At 68.0% G+C, this 25,426-nt stretch carries 22 protein-coding genes; 13 read left to right on the top strand and 9 right to left on the bottom strand.

The features are described from left to right. Positions 1-51 precede the first annotated feature (51 nt). The 4 genes from CWC60_RS14435 (at position 52) to CWC60_RS14420 (ending at position 5,512) form a co-directional block, all read left to right on the top strand. Complete coding sequence (locus tag CWC60_RS14435) at positions 52-2,088, top strand: BTAD domain-containing putative transcriptional regulator (protein ID WP_164516555.1); 2,037 nt, start codon at positions 52-54, stop codon at positions 2,086-2,088. A 154-nt stretch (positions 2,089-2,242) separates the two neighbouring features. Next, complete coding sequence (locus CWC60_RS14430) at positions 2,243-3,157, top strand: diiron oxygenase (RefSeq protein WP_109794646.1); 915 nt, start codon at positions 2,243-2,245, stop codon at positions 3,155-3,157. Between the two features lie 50 nt (positions 3,158-3,207). Then, the gene (locus CWC60_RS14425) at positions 3,208-3,777 is read left to right on the top strand and encodes an OsmC family protein (protein WP_109794794.1); all 570 of its coding nucleotides are present in this window, start codon (positions 3,208-3,210) and stop codon (positions 3,775-3,777) included. Between the two features lie 124 nt (positions 3,778-3,901). Continuing rightward, positions 3,902-5,512, top strand: a complete 1,611-nt coding sequence (locus tag CWC60_RS14420; protein ID WP_109794645.1) for an AMP-binding protein — start codon at positions 3,902-3,904, stop codon at positions 5,510-5,512. Between the two features lie 9 nt (positions 5,513-5,521). On the opposite strand, the gene CWC60_RS14415 is transcribed toward CWC60_RS14420, so the two are convergent. Continuing rightward, a complete protein-coding gene (locus CWC60_RS14415) occupies positions 5,522-6,457 on the bottom strand; it encodes an LLM class flavin-dependent oxidoreductase (RefSeq protein ID WP_109794644.1) in 936 nt (311 codons plus the stop codon). A gap of 138 nt (positions 6,458-6,595) precedes the next feature. On the opposite strand from CWC60_RS14415, the gene CWC60_RS14410 reads away from it, so the two are divergent. Further along, entirely contained in the window at positions 6,596-7,477 is an 882-nt protein-coding gene (locus tag CWC60_RS14410; protein ID WP_109794643.1) for an alpha/beta fold hydrolase, read from the top strand. Positions 7,478-7,543: 66 nt separating this feature from the next. Here CWC60_RS14410 and CWC60_RS14405 read toward each other — a convergent pair whose 3' ends face one another. The 3 genes from CWC60_RS14405 to CWC60_RS14395 all read right to left on the bottom strand — a co-directional run bounded on the left by CWC60_RS14405 (position 7,544) and on the right by CWC60_RS14395 (position 14,350). Further along, positions 7,544-9,604, bottom strand: a complete 2,061-nt coding sequence (locus CWC60_RS14405; RefSeq protein ID WP_109794642.1) for a methyl-accepting chemotaxis protein — start codon at positions 9,602-9,604, stop codon at positions 7,544-7,546. A 334-nt stretch (positions 9,605-9,938) separates the two neighbouring features. Then, a complete protein-coding gene (locus tag CWC60_RS14400) occupies positions 9,939-11,999 on the bottom strand; it encodes a methyl-accepting chemotaxis protein (protein ID WP_109794641.1) in 2,061 nt (686 codons plus the stop codon). 290 nt (positions 12,000-12,289) lie between these two features. After that, a complete protein-coding gene (locus CWC60_RS14395) occupies positions 12,290-14,350 on the bottom strand; it encodes a methyl-accepting chemotaxis protein (RefSeq protein ID WP_109794640.1) in 2,061 nt (686 codons plus the stop codon). Between the two features lie 289 nt (positions 14,351-14,639). Between CWC60_RS14395 and CWC60_RS14390 the strand changes: the two genes are divergently transcribed. Further along, positions 14,640-15,554 (top strand): metallophosphoesterase family protein, encoded by a 915-nt coding sequence (locus CWC60_RS14390; protein WP_109794639.1) that lies wholly within the window; start codon positions 14,640-14,642, stop codon positions 15,552-15,554. 10 nt (positions 15,555-15,564) lie between these two features. On the opposite strand, the gene CWC60_RS14385 is transcribed toward CWC60_RS14390, so the two are convergent. From CWC60_RS14385 to CWC60_RS14370, 4 genes are all read right to left on the bottom strand, one after another. Next, on the bottom strand, positions 15,565-15,921 hold the full coding sequence (locus tag CWC60_RS14385; protein WP_109794638.1) for a hypothetical protein: 357 nt from the start codon (positions 15,919-15,921) through the stop codon (positions 15,565-15,567). A gap of 182 nt (positions 15,922-16,103) precedes the next feature. Then, positions 16,104-17,369: an alkyl sulfatase dimerization domain-containing protein gene (locus CWC60_RS14380; RefSeq protein WP_109794637.1), complete on the bottom strand. Its 1,266-nt coding sequence runs from the start codon at positions 17,367-17,369 to the stop codon at positions 16,104-16,106. A 63-nt stretch (positions 17,370-17,432) separates the two neighbouring features. Then, on the bottom strand, positions 17,433-17,855 hold the full coding sequence (locus CWC60_RS14375) for a Zn-ribbon domain-containing OB-fold protein (RefSeq protein ID WP_109794636.1): 423 nt from the start codon (positions 17,853-17,855) through the stop codon (positions 17,433-17,435). A gap of 1 nt (position 17,856) precedes the next feature. After that, positions 17,857-19,029, bottom strand: coding sequence for a thiolase C-terminal domain-containing protein (locus CWC60_RS14370; protein ID WP_109794635.1), 1,173 nt, complete (start codon positions 19,027-19,029; stop codon positions 17,857-17,859). Between the two features lie 147 nt (positions 19,030-19,176). Between CWC60_RS14370 and dctP the strand changes: the two genes are divergently transcribed. The 6 genes from dctP to CWC60_RS14340 all read left to right on the top strand — a co-directional run bounded on the left by dctP (position 19,177) and on the right by CWC60_RS14340 (position 24,576). Beyond that, complete coding sequence (gene dctP, locus CWC60_RS14365; RefSeq protein ID WP_109794634.1) at positions 19,177-20,187, top strand: TRAP transporter substrate-binding protein DctP; 1,011 nt, start codon at positions 19,177-19,179, stop codon at positions 20,185-20,187. Positions 20,188-20,221: 34 nt separating this feature from the next. After that, positions 20,222-20,722: a TRAP transporter small permease gene (locus tag CWC60_RS14360; RefSeq protein ID WP_109794633.1), complete on the top strand. Its 501-nt coding sequence runs from the start codon at positions 20,222-20,224 to the stop codon at positions 20,720-20,722. Then, complete coding sequence (locus tag CWC60_RS14355) at positions 20,719-22,017, top strand: TRAP transporter large permease (RefSeq protein ID WP_109794632.1); 1,299 nt, start codon at positions 20,719-20,721, stop codon at positions 22,015-22,017. Before CWC60_RS14360 ends, CWC60_RS14355 begins: the two co-directional genes overlap by 4 nt. A gap of 94 nt (positions 22,018-22,111) precedes the next feature. Then, entirely contained in the window at positions 22,112-23,023 is a 912-nt protein-coding gene (locus tag CWC60_RS14350) for a crotonase/enoyl-CoA hydratase family protein (protein ID WP_109794631.1), read from the top strand. Between the two features lie 63 nt (positions 23,024-23,086). Then, complete coding sequence (locus tag CWC60_RS14345; protein ID WP_109794630.1) at positions 23,087-23,788, top strand: SDR family NAD(P)-dependent oxidoreductase; 702 nt, start codon at positions 23,087-23,089, stop codon at positions 23,786-23,788. A 14-nt stretch (positions 23,789-23,802) separates the two neighbouring features. After that, the gene (locus tag CWC60_RS14340; protein WP_109794629.1) at positions 23,803-24,576 is read left to right on the top strand and encodes an SDR family NAD(P)-dependent oxidoreductase; all 774 of its coding nucleotides are present in this window, start codon (positions 23,803-23,805) and stop codon (positions 24,574-24,576) included. Positions 24,577-24,584: 8 nt separating this feature from the next. Here the strand turns inward: CWC60_RS14340 and CWC60_RS14335 are convergent, their stop codons facing one another. Then, positions 24,585-24,833 (bottom strand): hypothetical protein, encoded by a 249-nt coding sequence (locus tag CWC60_RS14335; protein ID WP_109794628.1) that lies wholly within the window; start codon positions 24,831-24,833, stop codon positions 24,585-24,587. Positions 24,834-24,947: 114 nt separating this feature from the next. Between CWC60_RS14335 and CWC60_RS14330 the strand changes: the two genes are divergently transcribed. Further along, positions 24,948-25,373: a GlcG/HbpS family heme-binding protein gene (locus CWC60_RS14330; protein ID WP_109794627.1), complete on the top strand. Its 426-nt coding sequence runs from the start codon at positions 24,948-24,950 to the stop codon at positions 25,371-25,373. Positions 25,374-25,426 lie beyond the last annotated feature (53 nt).

The raw sequence follows: 25,426 nt of genomic DNA, 5'->3' as shown, positions 1-25,426 counted from the left end.
GGGGTTCTTGACGCTTCTGAAGCGGACGCTGCCGCTGTATCTTCAGCGGCCATGAGCAGGGGATTGGAACTGCAGTGTCTCGGGCGTCTGGAACTCAGGCGCGACGGAGAGGTATTGCCACTGCCGCGTTCGCGCAAGACCCGGGCGTTGCTCGGCTATCTGGCGCTGACCGACCGGCGTTACAGCCGCGACCGGCTGGTTTCGCTCTTCTGGTCCGTTCCCGATGACCCCAGAGGCGCGCTGCGCTGGAGTCTCAGCAAGCTTCGTGTCGCTCTCGACGAGCCCGACCGCCGGCGGGTTCTGGCCGACCGCGACACGGTCGCGCTCGACCTTTCCGATGCGGATGTCGATGTCATCCGGCTGCGTGACCTGGTCGATGCCGGACTGGGCGACGTGAAGACGGAGACGTTGCTGGCGGCGGTGGAAGCCTTCGAAGGCGAGCTGTTCGCGGGGCTCGACCTGCCGGATTCGCACGAGTTCCAGTTCTGGCTGGTTTCGGCGCGGGAAAGCGCCGCGGGCATCCGCGCGAAGCTCGACCGCGAACTGCTGCGGCGTTTCGCCGACGACCCGGCCTGCGGGCTGCCGCACGCGCGGGCGCTGGTCGATTTCGATCCCTATGACCAGGAGGCGCAGGGAGCGTTGATCTCGGCGCTATGGCGGATGGGCGAGACGGCGCGCGCGGAGGCGCAGTACCGGCAGATCCTGCGGGAACTGGAGCAGGAGGGTATCGACGCTGCCGCTCTGCGGAACGCCTGGAACGACCGGAACGCCCGCCGGATCATTGCTGCGTCGCCTGCCGCCTCCGATGCGCCGGAAGCGGCATCGCGTGCCGGGCCGGCTGAGGTTGTCGGCGTCGCCGAGCCCCCCGCGGCCGAGGAGGCTGCGTCCATCCTGCGCCGGCCCGCCGTCGCCGTGCTGCCCTTCGACGACATGTCCGGCGATCCCGACAAGGCGTATTTCGCCGATGGCATCACCGAGGAGATCATCACCGCCCTGTCGCAGTGGCGGTGGTTCCCCGTCATTGCCCGCACCTCGACCTTCGCCTATCGCGGGCGGAACCTGCCGGTCGAGGATGTCGGGCGGCAACTCGGCGCGCGCTATGTGGTCCAGGGCAGCGTCCGCCGCGCCGGCGCACGCGTCCGGGTCGTGGCGCAGCTCATCGACGCCGAGTCGGGCCTTTCGATCTGGGGCCAGCGCTACGACCGGGAGATCAGCGACATCTTCGAACTGCAGGACGATATCGCCACGCAGATCGTGGTCGAGATCGAGCCCGAGGTCGCCCGGGCGGAACGCAAGCGCGCGGAGCGCCGCAAGCCGGAGTCGCTCGACGTCTGGGATCTGAACCTCCGGGCGCTGGCCAGCATCGACCGTGGCGGACCGCGCGACCTGCAGCGCGCGCTCGAGACGCTGGACCGCAGTCTGGAGATCGAGCCGCACAGCAGCTACACGCACGCGCTCCGGGCCTATGCGCTCTACAACCGCTCCCTGATCAACTGGACTGACGATCCGGTCAGCGCCGCCGGTCGGGTCATGGATGCGGCCCGGCAGGCGGTGGAGCTGGACGACAAGAACTGGCTGGGTCACGCCCTGCTCGGCATTTCGACGATGTGGCGGTTGCGCGATTACGACGGGGCGAGCGCGGCCGAGGAGCGGGCGCTCGCGCTCAACCCAACCGCGCCGCTGGCGCATCAGTTCCTGGGCTGCGTGCGCAATTTCGATGGCCGTCCGGCCGAGGCGCTGCCGCATCTGGCCTCGTCGTTGAAGCTCAATCCGGGGCCCAGCTCGGCCACGCTGCTGCTGGCCGACATGTCGCTTTCGCATTTGCTGGTCGGCGACCTCGACCAGTCCGTCACCTATGCCCGGCGGGCGATCAGCCGCTACTGGGGCAACACCCGCGCCTGGGAGCGGCTGGCGGCGGCGCTCGGCCTCCAGGGGCGCACGGCGGAGGCGGCCGAAGCCTTCCAGCAGATCGTCGGCCGGGGCGGCATGCCGGGCCCCGAATATTTCACCACGACCTATCCCTTCCGCACGGACGAGCACCGCGACAGGCTGCTGGGCGGCCTTTCCGAAGCAGGCCTGACGCTCTGACCACGGCGGTTCACATGCTGACCCGTCCGTATTTCCACGACTGAACGCGACAAACCCACGGGCGCTGCCACGCGAAAGCCAACGGGCCGCCCGCAATCTCCTTTCCAGCGACGGAGGCGCGACGCCCCGTAGCCACCGGGAAGGAGAAACGATCATGTACTACCACAACTACACCTACGCCGACACGCTGGCCGCCTCGGCGCGCGTGAACTGGCAGGTCGAGGACATCATCAATGACGGCAAGCGCCTCGACTTTTCGCGCCGTTTCATGCCGGAGGCGCTGGCGCGGGTCGAACCGCTGACCATGCTGAGCGACGACGAGCGGCGCATCCTCAACCAGGTCCGGGGCAATGCGTATCTCGGCATCTTCGGCCTGGTCGAGGAGTTCATCCTGCCCTTCGTGATGGACCACGCTCGTCCGCAGCTCGACGTCGACGACCACCAGACCCGCGCGATGCTGCAGTTCGCCACCGAGGAGGCGAAGCACATCCACCTGTTCAAGCGCTTCGCCGCGGCCTTCGAGGCCGGCTTCGGGACGCGCTGCGACCTCATCGGCCCGCCCTCGGCAGTCGCCGAGTTCGTCTTCGGTCACCCGCCGCTCGCGGTGGCGCTGACCATCCTGCATATCGAGTGGATGACCCAGCGCCACTACGTCGAGAGCGTGCGCGACGACCTGGATCTCGATCCGCTGTTCCGCAGCCTGCTGCGCCATCACTGGATGGAAGAGGCCCAGCACGCGAAGCTCGACACGCTGATGGTCGAAACCATCGCCGCCGGCCTCGACGAGGCGGGTATCGAGGCGGGCGTGCAGGGCTACGCCGCCATCGGCGCCTTCCTGGACGAAGGGCTGCGTCAGCAGACGGTCTTCGACCTGGACGCCTTCGAACGCGCCAGCGGCCGCAAGCTGGAATGGCCCGAGCGCGAGGAGATCGCCGAGCAGCAGCATCAGGCCAACCGCTGGACCTATCTCGGCTCCGGCATGAGCCACCCGAACTTCCTCGCCACGGTCGGCCATCTGAGCCCGGCGGCGCGCGAGCAGATCGAGGAAATGGCCCCGACCTTCTGCTGAACCACACGGCAAGCAACACCCAACAACCCATTGACATGAAGGAAAAGACAATGGCTGACACCACACAGAGCATGGACCTGATCAACGGCATCGACATCGCGGCCCTGGCCGGGGTCGCCGAGGCCGTCGCCGCCGACCCCGCGGAGGGCAAGGTGGGCTTCCGCGTCACCACCGACTGGTGCGGCGCCACGGCGAGCGAGACCCGTATCGAGGGCTTCGAGCTGGCCGGCAAGCATGTGCCGCGGAACTTCACCGTTCGCGTCGACGAGCCGACGGAACTGCTGGGCGGCGACAGCGCGCCGAACCCGCAGGAGTATCTGATGACCGCCTTGAACGCCTGCATCATGGTCGGCTACATCGCCGGCGCCTCGATGCGGGGCATCCGTCTCGACAGCGTCGAGATCGAGACGACCGGCGAACTCGACCTGCGCGGCTTCCTCGGTCTCGATCCCCAGGTGCCGGCCGGCTACGAGGTCTTGCGCTACACGGTCCGGATCAAGGGCGACGGCACCCCGGAGCAGTTCCGGGAGATCCACGAGAACGTGCTGGCGACCTCGCCCAACTACTTCAATGTGACCCGTCCTGTCCCGGTCGAGGCCACCCTGGAAATCGCCGGCTGACCCCCTCCCAGTCACCACGGCGAAGCTGCGCCCCCGGACCCTCCCCGTCCGGGGGCGCATTTCTTGTGCGCCGCGCCGCCTTCGCTAGGATGGGGCCGACGATTTCTGGGGAGGAATTGACGACATGGGCGAATGGTTCGCGAAGCGGCGCATCGGCGATCTGCCGAAACGCGCCGCGGCGCTCTGGGGCGGGCGTCTCGCGCTGGTTCACGAAGGCCGGCGCTTCACCTACGGGGAATTCGACCGGGAGGTCGACCGGGTCGCGAAGGGACTGATGGGTCTCGGCGTCCAGGCCGGCGAGAAGGTCGCGGTCTGGATGACCAACTGTCCGGAGTTCATGTTCCTGACCTACGCGGTGACGAAGGTCGGCGCCGTGCTGGTGCCGCTCAACACCCGCTACCGCACGGCCGATCTGGGCTATGCGGTGGGACAGTCCGACAGCGTGATGATGATCGCGGTGGAGCGTTCGGGGCCGGTCGACTATCGCGAGATGATGGCGGCCTGCCTCGCCGGCTACAGCCGCGACGGCGACCGGATCAGCCATCCCGAATACCCGAAGCTGCGCCAGACGGTGATGCTGGGCGCGCCGCTGGAGCACGGACTCGGCTGGGACGATCTGATCGCGGCCGGGGAGGCGGTGAGCGACGAACAGCTTTCCGCCCGTGCGGCGGCCGTCGACCCGGACGCGCCCTGGGTCATCGCCTACACCTCCGGCACCACCGGCAATCCGAAGGGCGTGCTGCACAACCACATCTGCCTGCGCATGATTCAGGAGCGCGCACTGCTCTGGAGCTACGCCGAGCGCGACATCCACCTCTGCTACCTGCCGCTGTTTCACCTCTACGGGCTGAGCGAGGCGGCCCTCGTCGCGATCATGACCGGCGCGGCCATGGTGATGACCACGGCCTTCGATCCCGACGAGGCCATCGGCCTGGTGGAGAGCGAGCGAGTCACGGTGCTGCACGGCTTCGACACTCATTACGCCGACCTGCTGGCGGCGAAGAAGCGGACGGGCGCCGACACTTCCAGCCTGCGGCTCGCCACGTTCCCGAGCGGTGTCGAGAACTCGATTCCCGTCGCGCGGCGCACCGAGAAGGAGCTTTGCCACGTGGTCAGCGGCTACGGCATGAGCGAAACCTGGGCCTACATCACGTCCTCGCGGCTGATGGACCCGATGGCGATGCGCACCGACGCTTCCGGCGTGCCCATGCCGGACATTCAGGTCGACATCGTCGACCCGGAGACGGGCGAGCCGAGCGCCATCGACGCCCCCGGCGAGATCCGGGTGCGCGGCTACTCGGTCATGATGGGCTACTACAACAAGCCCGAGGCGACGGCGGAGTCCTACGACGCCGACGGGCGGTTCTGCACCGGCGACATGGCGCTGATGCGCGGCGACGGCTACATGCGCTTCATGGGCCGCTACAAGGACATGCTGAAGGTCGGCGGGGAAAACGTCTCCCCGGCCGAGGTCGAGGCCTATCTGATGGAGCTTTCGGGCGTCGAGCAGGCGGCGGTCGTCGGCCAGCCCGATCCGCGGCTGGCGGAGGTGCCGGTCGCCTTCATCGTCCCCGAACGGGGGGCCAACCTGACCGAGACGTCGGTGATCGAGCACTGCAAGGGCCGGATCGCCAGCTACAAGATCCCGCGGCGGGTGATCTTCACTGACGGCCTGCCGATGACGCCGTCGGGCAAGATCCAGAAATTCAAGCTCCGCGCCCAGCTCGACGCCTGAGGGGAGGGACTACCAGCCCAGCCGCTGGCGGATGGCGGCGACCTGATCCATCTGGCATTCGTGGTCGCCGACCAGCCGCAGCACGATGTGGCTCGCGCCGGCGTCGGCATAGGATCGCAGCCAGTCCGCCGCGCCGGCTGCGTCGCCGCCGAAGCAGGCCTGGAGCCGGCGCATTACCGGACCCGGCTGGCCATAGTAGTTCTCCAGATAGGCGTCGATCCGCCGGTCGGCGGCGGCCGGGTCCTCGTCGATGGCCAGCGTCAGGTAGACGGCGAAGGTGATGTCGTCCGGGTTCCGCCCGGCTTCCCGGGCCAGTCCGCGGACGTCCGCCCAGCGCTCGGCCAGCACATCGGGCGTCGGACCGATGGGGAACCAGCCATCGAAACCGCGGGCCGTGCGCTTCAGTCCGGCCGGCGCCGAGGCCGCGCCCCAGATCGGCGGGCCGCCCTCGCGGTGGGGCGTCGGCCCGAGCGCGCCGCCGGCGACGTCCCAGCGGCCCTCCCATTTCGTGTCCTCGCCCGACCAGAGCGCGCGGCAGAGCCGGAGCCCTTCCATCATGCGGCCGACGCGTTTCTCGAACGGCACGCCGGCGGCGGCGAACTCGGCGCGGACATTGGGCACGTCCGTGGCGATGCCGACGCCCAGGATCAGCCGGCCCTCGCTGATGCGGTCCACGGTGGCCGCCATGTGCGCCAGGATCACCGGGTTGCGCAGCGCCGGCAGCAGCACGGCGGTGCCCAGCTCGGCCTTCGCCGTCCGTGCCGCAACGGCGGCAAGCAGGGTCAGCGGTTCATGGCGGGGCCGCGCCAGCAGGCTGTCCCCGGCCCAGAGCGAATCGAAACCGAGACCCTCGGCGCGCTCCGCCAGCGCCAGCAGCGGAGCCGTCTCGTGCCGCCCTTCCATGACCCGTTCCCGCGTCGGCAGCAGATAGCCGATCTTCGCCATGCCCTCGTCCTCCCTGATGGCCGTCGCGCCGAATCCTGACCCCTCGGCGCGGAATTGTCGAACATGGGGCCATGCAAGGCGGCGGAATTGGCGCTAATGTCCCGCCCAGCATCGGATTCACCGCCGCAGGATCGTTTCATGCCCGCCATCGCATCCGGCCCGATTTCACGGACCTATTTCTCCCAGCGTCTCCGGCTCCACTATGTCGACTGGGGCAATCCGGAGGCGCCGCCGCTGCTGCTCGTCCATGGCGGGCGCGACCATTGCCGCAACTGGGACTGGGTGGCCGAGCGCTTCCGCGACGACTGGCACGTCATCGCGCCCGACCTGCGCGGCCATGGCGACAGCCAGTGGTCGGCGGATGGCAGCTACGGCATGGAAAACTACGTCTACGACCTGGCGCAGCTGATCCATCAGCAGGATCTGGCGCCGGTGACCATCGTGGCGCACTCGCTGGGCGGCAACATCGCGCTGCGCTATGCCGGCATCTATCCGGAGAACGTCCGCCGCCTGGTGGCGATCGAGGGGCTGGGCCCGTCGCCGAAGATCCTCAAGGAGCGGGGCGAGACGTCCTTCGCCGGACGCATGCGCGAATGGATCGAGGGCACGCGCAAGCTGGCCGGCCGCATGCCTCGCCGCTACGCCTCCATCGAGGAGGCCTTCAGCCGCATGCAGGAGGAGAACAAGCACCTCTCGCCCGAGCAGGCGCGGCACCTGACCGAGCAGGGCGTCATCCAGAACGAGGACGGCACCTATTCGTGGAAATTCGACAACTATGTCCGCGTCTGGCCGCCCTACGACATGCCGGGCCGGGGCGTGCAGGAGCTCTGGTCGCGGATCGCGTGTCCGACGCTGCTGGTCTACGGCTCCGAAAGCTGGGCCTCGAACCCGGAAGAGGACGGCCGCGCGAAGCACTTCAAGACGGCGGAGATCGTCACCTTCGAGGGCGCCGGCCACTGGGTGCAGCACGACCGCCTGGACGATTTCTGCACGACGGTGAAGGAATTCGTGGAACGATAGGGCGAAGCAGGGGCCGCCGGCATGCTGCCGACGGCCCCGATTCATTCCGTCGATGAAGGCGTCCGTTCAGGCGGCGCGGACACGCTCCAGGAAGCTGTTCATCTCGGTGTTGAGATTGGCGGCCTGACGGGCCAGTTCGCCCGCCGAGGACAGTACCTGGGCGGCGGCCGAGCTGGACTGGGTGGCCGCTTCGCTGACCCCGGAGATGTTCGACGAGACGTCCTGCGTGCCGGTGGCGGCCTGCTGCACGTTCTTGGCGATGTCCTGGGTCACGGCGGTCTGCTCCTCCACCGCCGAAGCGATGGTCGAGGCGATGCCGTTCAGCTCCTTGACCGCGCCGGTGACCTTCTGGATCGCCGAGACCGAGGTACCGGTGGCGGCCTGGATGGCCTGGATCTGCTCGGCGATGTCGGTCGTCGCCTTCGCCGTCTGATTGGCCAGCGATTTCACCTCGGAGGCCACCACGGCGAAGCCCTTGCCGGCGTCGCCGGCGCGGGCGGCCTCGATCGTGGCGTTGAGCGCCAGCAGGTTGGTCTGCTCGGCGATCTCCTGGATCAGCGAGATGACGTCGCCGATCTTCTCGGCCGTCTGGGAGAGCTGCTGGACCGTGAGCACTGTCTCGTCGGCTTCGGTTTCCGCCGTCTTGGCCCGGGTCGACGATTCGGCGGCCTGACGGCCGATCTCCCGGATGGACGACGACATCTCCTCCGCGGCCGAGGCTACGGTCTGGACATTCATCGTCGCCTGTTCCGAGGCGCTGGCCACAGCGGTGGAGCGGGTGTTGGTCTCCTCGATGGTGCCGGTCATGGTCTCGGCGGCGACCTGCAGTTCGGTCGCCGCGGCGGAGACGGTCTGGACGATCTGACCGACGGCGGCCTCGAACTGGTCGGCCAGTTCCTGCATGGCCTGCTTGCGTTCGGCCTCGGCGCGCTTCTCGGTCTCTTCCTGGGCCGCTTCCAGCCGCGCCTTTTCCAGGGCGTTCTCCTTGAACACCTGAACCGCTCGGGCCATGCGGCCGATCTCGTCGCGGCGTTTCTGGCCGGAGACGTGAACCGACGTGTCGCCGTCGGCGAGGCGCGTCATGGTGTCTGTCAGGCTGCGGATGCCGGTGATCAGGGAGACGGCGACCAGCGCCGCGGAACCCACGCAGAGCGCCAGCAGGCCGGCCGCGACCGCGGCGAGCAGCCAGAAGTAGCCGGAGGCCGCGCTCTCGGCGCTGTTGACCTGTTCCATGAGGTTGGCGGCGAGCCGATCCTCGATCGCCTTCAGGTCGTCGATCCGCCTGGTGGAAGCCTGGAACCAGTCGGCGTCGCTCACATCGGCGAGCGAGGCGCCGAAGGGCCAGCCCCGCGCCAGTTCCCGCATCTGCTCGACCGTCATGCTGGTGTCGCCGGCCAGCATCGCGTCCAGCGCCTCGGTCATCGCCGGCTCGGCCGTCATGCGGAAGGTCTCCCATTCGACCTCCTGCTTGCCCTGCAGGCTGACGAAGCTGGTGTAGCCCTGCTGGGAGAAGGCGCCGCCGCTGAAGCCGGCAGCGCCCATGGCGCGCTCCTGGCCGGCGGCCTCCTTGCCGCGCAGCAACGCGGAGAAGGCGGTAAGGTTGCGGGTCAGATGGCCTTCCTCGGGAATCTGGGTGACGCTCTGGAGCGCAGAGACCAGCTTGTCGATGGTGCCGGTGTAGTAGGCCGCCATCTCGCCGGTGCCGAGCATCTGCTCGTCGACGGCGCGGCGGGTGTTCTTCAGCTCGGCAAGCGCTTCCCGGGCGAGGGCGTAGTTCCGCGCGAAATTCTCGTTCTGCAGGGCCGGATCGTCCTCCGGCAGTCCGGTCTCGAGCGCCTTCAGTTGCTTGTCGGTGCTGGCCCGTACCGTGGTGACTTCACCGGCGAACTTCTCGCCGTAGGAACTGATGAACCCGGCGGAGTAGCCGCGCTCCTTCTGCAGTTCGTGCACGACCTCCGAGATCAGTGGCGCGACCTCGACGATGTTCGCGATCCTGTTCGCCTGGTCTGCCGTGTGGCGTTGCTGAAGCAGTTCCATCGTGACCAGCGCCAGTGCGCCGATGAGCGGCAGCAGCGCCAGCAGCGCCAGCTTCGCGACGATGGGCAGGTGATCGATCAGGCGTTTCATGTTTGTCCAGTCCCCTCGCAATGGCGCCGGCCGGCAGGCCGCCGCTTCTTGTTATCCGCCGGCCTCCGGCCGGGATGCCCGGACGCGCGACGCCTCCTTCGTTGCCCGGCTTCGACCATTGCAGGCCGACCGGGCGTGCTTCCGGGGGCGATCGATGCGAACGGCCCTCCGGTTGATTAGGTATCCTTGCCGGGGGCTGTAAATTTTGGGTAAATCGTCGGGAGGTGCCCCGGGACGGCCCCGGAATCCGGTTTGTCCCTGACCGCAAACGACAAGGGCCGCCGGATCTCCATCCGGCGGCCCCGACGATGTATTCAGGCGCTGCCTTCGCGGTTCAGGCGGCGCGGACGCGGGCGAGGAAGCCGTGCATCTCCTCGTTCAGGTTGGCCGACTGACGGGCCAGCTCGCCCGCCGAGGACAGTACCTGCGCCGCCGCCGAGCTGGACTGGGTGGCGGCCTCGGTGACCCCCGAGATGTTGACCGAGACGTCCTGGGTGCCGGCTGCTGCCTGCTGGACGTTGCGGGCGATGTCCTGGGTCACGGCGGTCTGCTCCTCCACAGCCGAGGCGATGGTCGAGGCGATGCCGTTCAGCTCCTTGACCGCGCTGGTGACCTTCTGGATCGCCGAGACCGACGTTCCGGTCGCGGCCTGGATGGCCTGGATCTGACCGGCGATGTCGGTCGTCGCCTTCGCCGTCTGGTTGGCCAGCGACTTGACCTCGGCCGCCACCACAGCGAAGCCCTTGCCGGCGTCGCCGGCGCGCGCCGCTTCGATGGTGGCGTTGAGCGCCAGCAGGTTGGTCTGCTCGGCGATCTCCTGGATCAGGGCCACCACCTGGCCGATCCGCTCCGCGGTCTCGGAGAGCTGCTGGACGGTGAGGACCGTCTCGTCGGCGTCCTGCTGGGCCGCATTGGCGCGGCTTGATGACTGGGAGACCTGGCGGCCGATCTCCCGGATCGATGACGACATCTCCTCGGCGGCCGACGCCACGGTCTGGACGTTCATCGACGCCTGTTCGGAGGCGCTGGCCACCGCGGTGGAGCGGCTGTTGGTCTCGTCGACCGTGCCTGTCATGGTTTCGGCCGCGGCCTGCAGTTCCGTCGCCGCGCTGGAGACGGTCTGGACGATGGCGCCCACGGCCTGTTCGAACTGGTCGGCGAGTTCGAGCATGGCCTGCTTGCGCTTCGCTTCGGCGCGCTGTTCGGCCTTCTCCTGTTCGGCTTCCAGGCGCATGCGTTCGATGGCGTTTTCCTTGAACACCTGAACCGCGCGGGCCATGCGGCCGATCTCGTCGCGGCGGTTCTGGCCGTCGACTTCGACGTCGGTCCGGCCATCCGCCAGAACGCCCATGGTCGCCGTCAGCGCACGCACGCCGGCGCGGATCGAGCCCGACACCAGGAACATGATGCCGACACCGAGCGCGAGCAGCGCCGCCGCGGCGACCGCCAGTGTGGTGAAGGCGTTGTTGGCCGCATCGGCGGCCTGGTCGACCTGGGCGAGCAGATAGCCGGCCTTCTCGTCTTCCACGGCCTTGAGCGCATCGATCCGCGCCGAGGCGGCTTCGAACCAGGCCTTGCCGGTGACCGAGGTGATGTCCTCGCCGGCGACGTAGCCGCGCCCGACGTCGCGCATGTGCCCGATCTCGGCGCCGAGCGGGCCATTCTCGACCGAATGCAGCGATTTCACACTGTCGGAGTCGGAAAGCAGGGCAAAGGTGTTCCAGTGCACGCGCTGGCGTGCGCCGGCGGCTACAAAGTCGTTGAAAAGCGGGCCCCAGAAGCCGCCAGCGGTGAAGGCGGCGACGCCCTTGCCGCGTTCCACGCCTGCAGCTTCCTTGCCGTGCATCAGCGCGACATAGGCCGTGAGTTGACGGGTCAGGTCCGCTTCCCGAGGCATTTCCGTAAGGCTCTCGACCGCTGTCAGCAGGTGGTCGGTCGCTTTGGAGTAGTAGTCCGCCATGCCGTCGCTCGACAGCGTCATCCGTCCGACCCCGAGGCGCGTGTCCTCGATTCCGGTCAGTGCAGCCATGGCCTGTTCGAAGGGCGCGGCGAAGGCCGCGTTGCCGAGTACCGCGTCATCGGTTTCGATTGCGGCCCGCAACGAGGCCAGGGCCTGATCGGTCTTCTGACGCGCCGGATCGAGAGTCTGGGCGAAGGCCTGACCGCCGGAACCGAGATAGGCCGCGGAGAAGCCGCGTTCCGTCTGCAGTTCGTGGACCAGGTCCGAGACCAGCGGGGCGATCTCGACGATGCGCTTCATCGCCTGTGCGTTGTCGGCGCGCTCCTGCTCCTGCAGCAGTTCCGAGGCGACCATCCCGAGAGCCGCCAGCACGGGCGGCAGGGCGAGAAGGGCGACCTTGATGGTGATGGAAAGGTGATCAATGAATCGTTTCATACGCGAACTCGTTTTCTGTACGGCAGGACGCCCGTTCCCGGGCCGATCCGGCCGTCGATTGCACTCAGGTCTTCAGAGACCGTGTTCGCCGCCGGACTCGTGAAACCATGTCAGGGGGAAGGCTTCCGGAACCGGGCTGGCAGGCGGCTGCGGCGACGGCACAGAAATCGGGCTTGGCGGGTGAAGAAAGCGTAAATCGCCCCCGCACCCGACGCATGGCGGGGCTGCGTGTCAAAAGGGAAGGGGCCGCCGGCCGGCAGCCCCTCCGCGTCGGCTGTGCGGCCGCCCGGTCAGGCGGCGCGGACGCGGGCGAGGAAGCTGTTCATCTCGTCGTTGAGGTTCGCCGCCTGCCGCGCCAGTTCGCCGGCCGACGACAGCACCTGAGCCGCCGCCGAGCTGGACTGGCTCGCCGCTTCGGTGACGTTGGTGATGTTGGCGGAAACATCCTGAGTCCCGGCCGCGGCCTGCTGCACGTTCCGGGCGATGTCCCGGGTCACGGCGGTCTGCTCCTCGACGGCCGAGGCGATGGTGGACGCAATGCCGTTCAGTTCCTTCACCGCGCCGGTCACCTTCCGGATGGCCGAGACCGAGGATCCGGTCGCGGCCTGGATGGCCTGGATCTGGCCGGCGATGTCGGTCGTCGCCTTCGCCGTCTGGTTGGCCAGCGACTTGACCTCCGAGGCAACGACGGCGAAGCCCTTGCCGGCATCGCCCGCGCGCGCCGCTTCGATGGTCGCGTTCAGCGCCAGAAGGTTGGTCTGCTCGGCGATCTCGCGGATCAGGGCCACGACTTGGCCAATGCGTTCGGCCGTCTCCGAAAGCTGCTGGACGGTCACCACCGTCTCGTCGGCCTCCTTCTCCGCGCTGCCCGCCCGGTCCGAGGACTCGCTGACCTGCCGCCCGATCTCACGGATCGAGGCCGACATCTGCTCGGCCGCGGAGGCCACGGTCTGGACATTCACCGAAGCCTGTTCCGAGGCGCTGGCCACGGCGGCCGAACGGCTGTTGGTCTCGTCGACCGTCCCGGTCATCGTCTCGGCAGCGGCCTGCAGTTCCGTCGCCGCGCTGGAGACGGTCTGGACGATGGCGCCCACCGCCTGTTCGAACTGGTCGGCGAGTTCGAGCATGGCCTGCCTGCGTTCGGCTTCGGCCCGTCTTTCGGCTTCCTCCTGCGCCGCCTCGAGCCGCATGCGCTCGATGGCGTTCTCCCTGAACACCTGGACGGCGCGGGCCATGCGGCCGATCTCGTCGCGGCGCTGGCTGTCAGGCACCTCCACCGAGGTGTCGCCGCCGGCGAGCCGGGACATGGTGCCTTCCAGGCGCCGGGTCGCGCCGCGCAGCGAGCGGACAACCAGAAGGGAACTGGCGATCACCAGCAACAGAAGACCCGCGGCAAGGCCGGCAATGAGGCGGAACGCCTGCTCGGCCCGGTCCTCGTCGCGGTGGGCCGCCGCCATCAGATCCGCGGCTGCGGCGGCGGCGACATCCTCCAGGGCGTCGATGCGGCGGCTGGCCGATTCGAACCAGGTTTCGGCGTCGAGGCCCGTGATCGTCCCGTTCATCGGCGTCGCATGCAGACGCTCCCGCAGGGCCTGGAACTCCGTTACCCGCTCGCCATTCAGCGCCGCGCGCAGCCGCTCGCCATTTACAGGGTCGGCGTAGCGGACGAACTCTTCCCAGTCGGCGATCTGCTTGCCTTCCAGCCGGGCCAGCTTGCGGAACGCAGCCTTGTCGAGCGTGCCGTTTGCGATCGCGGCAGCGCCACCGGCGCGCTCCTGTCCTGCGGCCTCCTTGCCTTCAATGAGCGCCCCGAAGGCGAACAGGCCTTCAGCCGCCCGGCCGTTGTTGGCCAGTTTGTGGACGCTTTCCACGGCGGTCATGAGGTGTGTGATCGCGCCGGTATAGGCTGCGCCGATCGCGGCGTCATCCAGTCGTCCGCTGTCGATTCCCGCGCGGACCCGCGGCAGTTCCTCCAACGCGGCCAGACCCTTGCGAAAGGGCGTCGCGAAGCCGTCGACCGCCAGGATACGCGGGTCCTCCTCCATATGGCGACGCAGGGCCGTTGCCGCGCTGTCGGCGCGCGCCCGGGAGGCCGCCAGACCCGCGCCGAAGGCCTTGCCCTCGGAAACCGCGTAACCGGCGGAGCGGCCGCGTTCCGACTGAAGTTCGTGCACCAGGACCAGGACCGGTGGCGTTGCGTCCACCGCGGCGGCCAGCACATGGGCGTCCGCCGCAGCCAGGCGCAGGGTGCGCAGTTCCAGGCCGGCGAAGACGAGCGCCGTCAGCAATGGCAGGAGCGAGAGGAGGGCGACCTTGGTGGTGATCGAAAGGTCGTCGACGAAACGAAGCATGGTGTGGTTCCCCAGCGATGCGACAAGCCGACTCCGGAACCGGAGGACGGCGAACCTCACAATGATCAGCCGGGAGTTATGAAAAAACACTGAATCAATTCTTGAAGGACAAATATAAAGAAGTAAAAATTGCGAAGTAACTTGATTTTTTATTTGGATAACTGTCTTGTACGTGCGGGAGACGACGTCGGATCAGCCGCGGACGTGAAAATGCGCATCGGCCAATGGTCAGGGGCCGCAGGGGCCGCTAGCATCGCTCATCCGGAACAGAGGTGAGGGCGGACGCCAGATGCAAGGATCATCGCTGCGGCTCGGCCTGATCGCCGACATCCACCACGGGCCCGACCTGGGAACCAAGATAGGCAGCGCCGCGCTGCCGCTGATGCGAGATGTGCTGCCGGAACTGAAGGCCCTCAACGCCGACGCGGTGATCGAACTGGGCGACCGGATCAACGACGTCGACCATGACGAGGATCTGAAGCTGACCGCCGACGTCGCCGGCGCGTTCGGCGCGGCGGGCCTGCAGGCGGCGCACCTGCTCGGCAATCACGACAATCACGAGATCACCCGCGCCGAATCCGAGAACGCCTTCCAAGCCAGTTTCGCCAGCCGCAGCTTCGACCGGAACGGCTTTCACATCGTCATCTGGAACGCCGATACACATGTGCGGCCCGGCGAGGGCTTCCGGCTGGGGGAGGGCGATCTGGCCTGGCTCGAGGCCGATCTGGCGGCGACGGAGCTGCCGACCGTGATCTGCTCCCATGTGCCGCTCGACAATGGCTCCATGGAAGGGAACCTCTATTTCGAGCGGCACCGGCACTTCGCCTTCTACGAACAGGCGGGCGAGGGCGCGGCGGTGCGCCAGGTGATCGAGCGCAGCGGCAAGGTCGTGCTGTGTCTGGCGGGCCACACGCACTGGAACGCGCTGCACGTGATCGACGGCATTCCCTATGTCACCGTCCATTCGCTGACAGAGAGCTTCACCACCGCCGGCAAACCGACCGGGGCCTGGGGCGTGGCCGAGATCGGCGAGACGATCGACATTCAGGTCTTCGGGCGCGACCCTGTCCGCTTCGTGCTGCCCTGGCGGGATCCGGCGGCGCACTGGACCAGCCGGACCCGCGATCACGCGCCGAAGCCGCCGCCGGCTCCGGAATGGCTCCGGCGCAAGCGCGAAGCCTTTCTGAAGGACGGGGGAACCTGAAGCGGGGCGGTCAGTCTGCGCCTTCGCCGTTCGCTTCCTCGTCGTCGCCGGCGGTGCGGGTCTCGACCTCGGGGCGGCTCTCGAAACAGTTGGAGCGGATCCGATCCGCCAGTTTCGCATCGCGCAATGCGAGGCGCAGATCGGCGCGGTAGGACTTGCAGGACTCCAGATTGTCGAATACGCCGACGTGCAGGCGGGTCTCCTCGCCCAGATCGTCGCTCCATTCCCGCGCCTTGTAGGCGATGCGGCGTTCGTCATAGTCGGTCAGGACTGCATGGGGGAGCCCGTCGCTGGTGACGGTTTCCAGTTTTTCGCCGGTCGTCGGCAGCACGACGGTCGCGGCGACGGCGATCAGCAGGTAATACATGGCGCGGATCCCTTGACGTTTCTTGTTGATGGCGGATGTCCACGCATGGGCACGTAGGGGCGCTTCGGACATGCGCAAGCCCCGGGGCGCGTGTCGGTCCGGGGCTTGCGTCGCGCGCGAAGGTGCGGCCCGCGATACCCCGTCCGCAGACGGGGCCGGCTGCGTTAGCGAGACATCAGACTTCAGTCCGGCGCGGGTTCCGACCAGCGCCGCCGGCCGCTTTCCAGGAGGGTCGCCGTGGAGCTGTAGAGCGCCTTGGAGACGTAAGGGGCGATTTCCTCGGCGCGCTTGCGGCATATCTCCGCCTTGAGATGGCGCGCCTCGACCAGTTCCGGTTCGTCGCCGGGCGCCAGCGCCAGCAGATCCACGACATGGAGCGCCTGCTGCGACTTGCCTTCGTCAGCCAGGGCGCGGGCGCGGTCCAGCACCGCCTTGCGGTCGGTGATCGCGGAAAGCACCGCCGCGGCGGCCTCGTCGGGGTGGGCGGGGTGCAGGTTGGTGGCGTTGCGGTCCGTCCACCAGCCATTCTCCTCGCGGTAGATATCGCGCACGATGTAGTCGCGCGCGCCATAGCGCTCCCGCATGAAGCCGTGATCGAACAGCTCGTCCGGGTAGTCGATGTCGTGCATGATCTCGACATCGGTCATGCCGCGGTTCATACGCTCCACCACCTCGCGCCGCATCCATCGCAGCGCCTTCGCGGTGGTCAGCAGGCGGTGGCGGACCTTCTCCTCACCCTCGACGATGCGGCCGAACTCCTGGATCAGGGTGGTGGCGTTGAGGCCCGCCAGCATCTCCAGCGTTTCCGCCCAGCGGATGGTGAGCCGCAGGCTGCGGAGCGGCGTGCCGACATTGGCGATGGTGGTGCCGGGGAAGGCCGCGCCCGCATAGAGGATGCCGTCTTCCGGCAGCCACAGCGACATCACGTCGTCGGTCTCCGAAGGCGCCGCGATCAGCTCGATCGGGGGCGAGCAGGCGAGGACCATCCGCTCCCGGAAGGTGACGTTCGGATTGACCAGCTTCTCGCCGGCCGGCGCCAGCTTGAGCTGCGGGAACTGCATGCTGTTGAGCGTACCCTGCAGACCGGCTGTCTCCCGGTAGCGGTTGTAGCGGCGGACGGCGTTCTCCTGGGCGATCAGGCGCGGCTTCGGGTCGCCGCGTTCGGCCGCGTGGGCCATCCAGTCCGCGACGCCGTCATTGTAGCCCACATGGCCGTGGCTGTAGCAGATGGCATGAACGGGATCATCGCACCAGTCGCGCAGCGCCTTGATCATGCGCGCCGTCGCACCCCGCCCGGGGCCGGAATCCACCAGCACCAGCCCGATATCCGTGCGGACCGCGAGTGCGTTGCCCTGGGCCGGCAGGATCAGGACATGGTCGTTCAGTTCGCGCAGGCCTTCTGCGCCCGACAGGACGTTCTTGTCCGTGGCGGTGCTGTTCTCGTGCATGGCGTCTCTCCCCCGACAATCTAATGCGCTTAGATTAATTCGGGCGAGACGAGATGCAATCGCCTATTGCGCGGGGCGGAAGCGGGGCAGATGCATGCCTTCGCCGATATCGTCCCACCAGAGCCGGACCTTCATGCCGATCCGGAGTTTTTCGGCGCTGACGCCGGTGACGTTGCTGACAAACTTCACGCCCTCGATGCCGTCGAAACGCAGCACGGCGACGACGTAGGGCAGATGCTCCCGCACTGCCGGATGACTGGGATAGTGGACCACCGTGAAGCTGTAGATCTCCGCCGTCCCGGGCGCGTCGACCCATCTCGTCTCCGGTGCGTGGCAGGCCGGGCAGAGCGGCGAGGGCGGATGACGGAACACGCCACAGGCCGCACAGGCCTGGAAGGCGAGGCGCCGCGCCGCGCAGTTCTCCCAGAACGCCGCGTCGTCCATGTTGGGCTCGGGGCGGGGCATGATGTCGGGAAACAGGGCCATCTCAGCTTCTCCCCAGGATGATGGCGCTGGTCGGCGAAACGCCGAGCCCGCCGGTGACGAGACAGGTTCGTGCGTCCGCCACTTGGTTGCAGGACTCGCCGCGCAGTTGCCGCACGCCCTCGATGATCAGGTTGACGCCGTGGACATAGGCCTCCGAAAGCTGGCCGCCGGAGGTGTTGAGGGGCAGCGACCCGTCGCGGCGGATCGCGCCGGAGGCCACGAAGTCACCGCTCTCGCCGCGGCCGCAGAAGCCGAAATCCTCCAGCGCCATCAGCACGAGGCCGGAGAAGTGATCGTAGATCTGGACGGTGTCGATTTCGCCGGGGGCGAGGCCCGCCCTGGCGAACAGTTCGCGGGCTATTCGGCGGTTGTTGGTGGAGGCGTAATCCGCGTCCGGCATGTTGTGCGCACCGAGAGGTCCGGTGTTCCAGCCCGGACCGCTGCCATGGGCGGCCGCCAGAATGTCGACGGATTGGCGGTCGAGATCGCGCGCCCGCTCCGCCGTGGTGATCACCACCGCCGCGGCGCCGTCCGTCTCCAGGCAGCAGTCGAACAGCCGTAGCGGTTCGGCGATCCAGCGCGAGGCGAAGTATTCCTCGCGGCTCAGCGTGCGGTCGCGCATCACGGCATTCGGGTTGCGGTTGGCGTTGGCCCGGCTGGACAGGGCGATCTCGCAGAGATGATCCGAGGTCGCCGGGGTCTCGAACATGAAACGCTGCACCATCAGCGCCAGCATCTGCGACGGCGCGAACAGGCCGAAGGGCGCGGTGAAACTGCCATGGGTGCGATGCGCGCCCGCCTGGCCGAAACGCCGGCCCTGACCCTGACAGAGCCCGCGATAGACCACCACGACGTCCGCATGGCCGGAGTCCACCGCCGCGACCGCCTGTGCCACCGCGGCGCAGGAGCCGCCGCCGCCGCCGCCCCAGACCATCGACGACCAGCGCAGTTCGGGCACGCCAAGCGCCGCCTGCATCACCGGCGCCTCGTTGCCGTCGTTGGAGAACGAGGCGAAGCCGTCGACGTCGTCCGCGGTCAGGCCGGCGTCCGCCAGCGCGGCAAGGATCGCCTCGGCGGTGATGCGGAACTGACTGCGGTCCTGGATCCCGCCCCATTTCGTGTATTCGCTCTGGCCCGTGCCGACGATGGCCGGGCGGCGCTTGCTGGCGTTCATGTTGCCTCCCCTCAAAGGTGCGGGCAGAGTACCTGAGGGACGGCGAACGGGAAGGCTGCGGTTCGGGAGGCTGTCATGAGTTTCGCGAAATCGTCATTCCCGGCGGGCACATTGCCGGGCGGTCCTTGACAAGAGGGGAGAGATCATATGCTGACCAGATTTCTGATGCCTGCGATCGGAGCCGTATTGGCCCTGTCCGTCAGTGTGGCCGCAGCCAAGGAGCTGCGCTTCGCTCACCAGTTCCCGACCTCGCATTTCGCGGTCAAGCTGGTCATCGATCCTTTTGCCGCGGGCGTTGCCGAGAAGACCGGCGGCGAACTCACCATGAAGATCTTCCCCGCGGAGCAGCTCGCCAAGGCCTCCGGACTGCTGGACGCAGTGCGCAACCGCGTGGCGGACGTCGCCTTCGTCGGCGTCACCTATGTGACCGAGAAGATGCCGCTGACCAGCGTCGTCGAACTGCCGGGACTCGTGAACAACGTCGCCCGCGGTTACCATGCCTTCCAGACCGTGACGCAGGAGCGGATCGCCGAACTGGAGCACCAGCCCCAGGGCGTGAAGCCGATCTTTGTCGCGCTGACGCCACCCTACCAGTTCGTGCTGCGCGACACCGAAACGCTGGACTCCGTCGATCAGCTCGCCGGCAAGAAACTTCGCGTGCCCGGCGCGACCGGCGCTCTGGCGGTCGAATCCGTGGGCGGTGTCGCCGTGCAGATCCCCAGTTCCGACCTCTATGTCGGTCTCGATCGCGGCACGGTCGACGGCGCGATATCGACCTCTGCCTCCGTCAACTCGCTGAAGCTCAACGAGGTGACCGACCTGATCACGACCAACGCCGCCATGGGTACGGTGGCCTTCGTCCTGTTCGTCAACAGCGACGTCTGGGAGGAACTGAGCGAAAGCCAGCGCGCCGCGGTGCAGGAAGTGGGCACGGCCGTCGGCGCAAAGGGCGCGGCGGTCATGGATGGTGTGGTCGACAAGGCCTACAAGGCGCTGGGCGATGCCGGGATGAACGTGGTCGCCATGCCCGATCCGATGGTTGCCGAACTGAACGGGCGCCTGAAGGCCGTCGAGACCAAGTGGCTGGAAGACGTCGGCGCCCGCAATCCGGCGGCCGGCGAAATCCTGAAGCGGTTCAAGGCGCTGCTCGCCGAATGACCGCGGTCCCGGCGCCGTACGGCCAGGCGGTCCGGTGCTGAGACGTCTGCGCGCCGGGCTGGCGAGGGTGGAGGCCGTCATGGCCGCCCTTGCCGGACTGTCGCTTGTGCTGATGATGCTGTCGATCTCGGCGGACGCCGCCGGCCGCTATCTTTTCGACCGGCCGGTGCAGGGCGCCTATGAGATGACCGGCCTCTACTTCATGGTGATGGCGGTTTTCCTGCTGCTCTCGGCCAACCACGCGGGCAATCATCACGTGCGTCTCGACGCTGCCGCGGGCTGGCTCCGGCGGAAGCTGGGGCGGACCTATGACCGCCTGCTGGCGCTGGCCGCTCTGGCAGCGTTCCTGCCGCTGGCCTGGGCGGCGACGGAGGAAGGCGTCGAGCGCCTGCTGGCTCAGGATCTCACATTCGGGCCGATCGCCTTCCCGCTGTATCTCAGCTACATCTGGATGCCGATCGGCGTGCTGGCGCTCGTGCTCAGACTGACGCTCGACCTGGCCCAGCCGCCGGAAGACGGGAAAGAGGCCGAATGATCGCCGAGGCTCTGGCCGGCATCGGCCTGCTGTTCGCGCTGCTGCTGTTCGGGCTGCCGGTCGCCTTCGCGCTGCTGGCCGCGGGCACCGTCGGGATCTGGCTGGCCGTGGGATCTGCCCCGCTGATGGGCGTGCTCAAGTCCGCCCCCTACGAACACGTCGCCAGCTACACGCTCTCGACGCTGCCCATGTTCATTCTCATGGCCGAGTATCTGACGGCGGGCCGGTTCACGCGCGACATCTTCAACCTCGCCTATACCTGGATGGGTCATCTGCGCGGCGGCGTCAGCTACGCGGCGGTTGCCGGTGGGGTGATCCTCGCGGCGATCTCCGGCTCCAGCACGGCGGCGGCCAGCACGCTTGCCGGCGCGGCCTATCCCGAGATGCGGCGCTATGGCTACCAGCGGGGCTTCGCCACGGCCACGCTGGCCGTCGTCGGCACGCTCGCCATCATGATCCCTCCCAGCCTGGGGCTGGTGCTCTACGGCCTGTTCACCGAGACATCGGTGGGCCGCCTGCTTGTCGCCGGCCTGCTGCCGGGCGTGGTGACGGGCCTGGGCTATGTGCTGACGATCCATGTCATGGTGCGCCGGAAGCCGGACATTGCGCCGACCGCGCCGGAACCGGCGTCCGCTGCAGCGCGGCTTTCGGCGGCGCGCGCCGTCTGGCCGGTCCTGCTGCTGCTGGGGGCGATGGTCTTCGCGCTCTATTCGGGCATCATCACGCCGACGGAAGTGGGTGCGGTGGGCGCGCTCATGGCGCTGCTGGTCGCCGTGGCCGCCGGGCGGTGCGGCTTTCGCGAACTTGCCGCGGCGACGATGCGCGGCGCGCGGGTGAGCGCCATGGTCATGACCATCGTCGCCTTCGCCGCCGTGTTCGGCGTCTTTCTGACCATGACCGGCGTGACTGCGGACCTGATCGAGGCAATCCGCAGCGCAGGGGTCAACCGCTGGCTGGTGCTGGTGATGGTCCTGCTGTTGCTGCTCGTACTCGGGTTCTTCCTGGACCAGCTCGCCATATTGCTGCTGACGCTGCCGCTTACCTTTCCGTTGCTGACCGAACTCGGCTTCGATCCGATCTGGATGGGTGTGGTGTTCGTCAAGACCGCGGAGATCGGTCTGGTGACCCCGCCCATGGGTATGAACGTCTTCGTGGTCAGCGGCGTCACCAGGGTGCCGGTCGCCGAGATCTATCGCGGCGTCTGGCCCTTCGTCGCGACGGAACTCGGGGTGCTGACGCTGCTTGTCGCCCTGCCCGGCCTTTCGACCTTCCTCCCCGGCGTGATCTTCGGCTGACTCCGGCCGCCGTCACGGTGGCCATGCGCGCACAGGCTTTGCGCGGGGCCGCCCGGACGGACAGAATGCGCGCATCTTGAAAGGGGAGATCAGGATGACCGGATTCGAACACATCATCTACGAGGCCGCGGACGGGCGCGCGCGCATCACGCTGAACAAGCCGGAAAAACGCAACGCGCTTTCCGTACCGTTGCAGAAGGAGATGAACGAGGCGCTCTGGGAAGCCGACAACGACAAGGCGGTGCATTGCGTCATCCTGCGCGGGGCCGGCACGTCGTTCTCGGCGGGGTACGACCTGACGCCCGGCACCAACGTGTCCGCGACGCCCGGCGAGGGGGCGGGCAGCTACCGTGACGGCGGCATCTATGCCGACCCCACCATCGATGACGACATCTGGCGCCTGGAACTGGGCCAGCGTCTGCGCATGGCGCTTTTCGACATGCACAAGCCGGTCATCGCCCAGGTGCACGGCCACTGCCTGGCCGGCGGTTCGGACCTGGCGCTGCTCTGCGACATCATCATCGCCGCCGAGGACGCAACCATCGGCTTTCCGCCGGTACGCGATCTCGGTTCGCCGCCCAACCAGATGTGGCTCTACAACTGCGGGCCGCAATGGGCGAAGCGATTGCTGCTGACCGGCGATACGGTAACGGGCGAGGAAGCGGCGCTGATCGGGCTGGTGCTGAAGGCGGTGCCGGCGGACATGCTGGAAGCGGAAGTCGAGGGGCTGGCCGACCGGATGGCGAAGATCGATCCCGATCTGCTGGCCGCCAACAAGCGTATCGTCAATCTGGGCATCGAGCTGATGGGCGGGCGCACGCTGCAGCGGATCGCCGCCGAGAACGATGCCCGCGGCCATCTGGCGCCCGGCACGCGCGCCTTCCGCGACAACGCCAGGGCGAAAGGCCTCAAGGCGGCGCTGAAGGAACGCGACGGCCAGTTCGGCGACGGCCGCGCGCGGGTGCGCGGGCCCGAGGTTCGTGACAAGGACGGGCGTCTGGTCTGAGCCCCGGTTGTCCGCCGCGCGGTGGCGGTTAGTATGACGCCAGCACCTTAGGGGAGGGGCCGAGTGAGCTTCGAGAACATCGACGTCGTCGTGACCGGCGGCACTGGCGATCTGGGGCAGGCCGTCGTCGGCCTGCTGCTGGAGCAGGGCGCGACCTGTCACATTCCGAATCTGGTCGCCGCCGAACTGGAGGGCTTCGCCCATCGCGGTCATGAACGTGTGCGCATTGCCGAGGGCGTGGACCTGACCGACGCCGGCCAGGTCGCGGCATTCTATGAGCGACTGCCGCCGATCGGCGCATCCATCCATCTGGCCGGCGGTTTCCTGTTTGCGCCGGTGGCGGAGACCAGCGCGGCGGATTTCGAGAAGCAGTGGCGCATGAACGCCCAGACCTGCTTTCACTGCTGCCAGGCGGCGATCGCGGCCTTCCGCGGCCAGGACGGGGGCGGGCGGATCGTCAACGTGACGGCGCGGCCCGGTCTGGAACCGAGGCAGGGCGCGAGCATGGCCGCCTACACGGCGGCGAAGGCGGCCGTGGCGGCGCTGACCGAGGCGCTGGCCGAGGAGACGGCGAAGGAAGACATCCTGATCAACGCCGTGGCGCCGTCGATCCTGGACACGCCGGCGAACCGCTCGGCGATGCCGAAAGCCGATCACCGCCAGTGGCCGAAGCTGGAGGAGGTGGCGCGGACCATCGTCTTCCTGGCCGGCCCCGAAAACCGCGTGACCCGCGGCGGGCTGGTGCCCGTCTATGGCCGCTTCTGAGGAGATCGAACGACATGACCGCTCCGTTGCCCAATTTCTCGATCGACCTGACCGGCCAGACCGCGATCGTGACCGGCGCATCCTCCGGCCTCGGACTGCGTTTCGCGAAGGTGCTGGCGGCCGCCGGCGCGAAGGTGGCGCTGACCGCGCGCCGGGTCGAACGGCTGGAGGAACTGGCGGCCGAAATCCGCAAGGCCGGCGGGACGGCTGCGCCGTTCGCCCTGGACGTCACGGACGCCGGGCAGCTCAAGGCCATCGTGCCGCAGGTTGAGGCCGAACTCGGCGTGCCGACGATCCTGGTGAACAATGCCGGCATTCCCGACGCCCAGTGGGCGACGAAGATGTCCACGGACCTGATCGACGGGGTGCTGGACACCAACGTTCGGGCGCCGTGGATCCTGTCCTGCGAGGTCGCGCGGCGTCTGATCGAGGTGAATTCGCCCGGCCGCATCGTGAACATTTCCTCGGCCGGGGCGTTCAACTACCGCGGCCAGGGCGCGGCCCTCTATTCGGTCAGCAAGGCGGCGGTGATCCGCATGACCGAGGCGCTGGCCGTGGAATGGGCGCGCTTCAACATCAACGTCAACGCCATCGCGCCCGGCGCCTTCGCCTCCGAGATGATGGACGGCATGCTTTCGCGCATGGGCGACATCACCAAGGGCTTCCCGCGCGGGCGGCTGGGCGATCCGTCACAGCTCGACAGTTCGCTGCTCTATTTCTGCTCGCCATCGTCGGACTTCGTGACCGGCACTTATGTCCGGGTGGACGACGGCCAGCACCCGCGTTGATAGCGCGCTCAGGCCCCGAAACGGTAGCCGAGCGCCGCCATGCAGTCCTCATAGGCGCGCTCGCGGGCGAAGCCGAAAGCGTCGGCGTCCATGGGCAGTTCCGACCGCTCGCCGATGGTCAGCAGGCCCTCGTTGCGGCAATGGGCCTGGTCGTTCTCGAATTGCGCTGCGGTGGCCGTCGGATGATTCCAGTCGCGCTCGGCCGACGCGCAGGCGGCGAGGCTCAGGATCAGGGCGGTGAGGGCGGCGATACGCATGGGATTGTCTCCTCTTGTTGCGTCGTTACCGGACCACATGGGCATTTCCGGCGGCCAGCGAAGGGGTAGGATGGAAACGCGCCGATGAGAGCAGGCGAAGAGGGAGGCAGGTGAATGGCGGAACGGCTGGGACTGACCGAGGCGCGCAAGGTGGTGGACGCCATGCTGGCGGCGGCGGCGGAGCGCGGGCTGGTGATGGCGGCGGCGGTGGTCGACGCCGGGGGCGACCTGATCCATCTCTCGCGCATGGACGGCGGCTCGGCGCTGAACGCGCGGATGAGCCACAACAAGGCCTATACGGCCGTGAAATGGCGGCGCGACACCAAGGTGCTGAAGGAGCGGCTGTTCGACATGGGGCTGGGGGAGGAACGCCGCGACATCGCCTGGTTCGGCGATCCCATGTACACGCCCGTCTGGGGCGGTATCCTGCTGAAATCCGCCGCCGGCGAGGTCCTGGGCGCCCTGGGCGAGAGTGGCGGCACGCCCGAACAGGACCAGGAAATCGGCCGCGTCGGCGCACGGGTCTTCGCCGAACTCTGATCCGCCCCGGTCCCACTCGTCACGCCGCAATCTTTCCGTCGGTCACTTAACAA

It is taken from the genome of Minwuia thermotolerans (assembly GCF_002924445.1).
Classification (GTDB): domain Bacteria; phylum Pseudomonadota; class Alphaproteobacteria; order Minwuiales; family Minwuiaceae; genus Minwuia; species Minwuia thermotolerans.
Note: the sequence above shows the minus strand (reverse complement) of the source record. Positions and strands in the feature narration are given on the sequence as shown.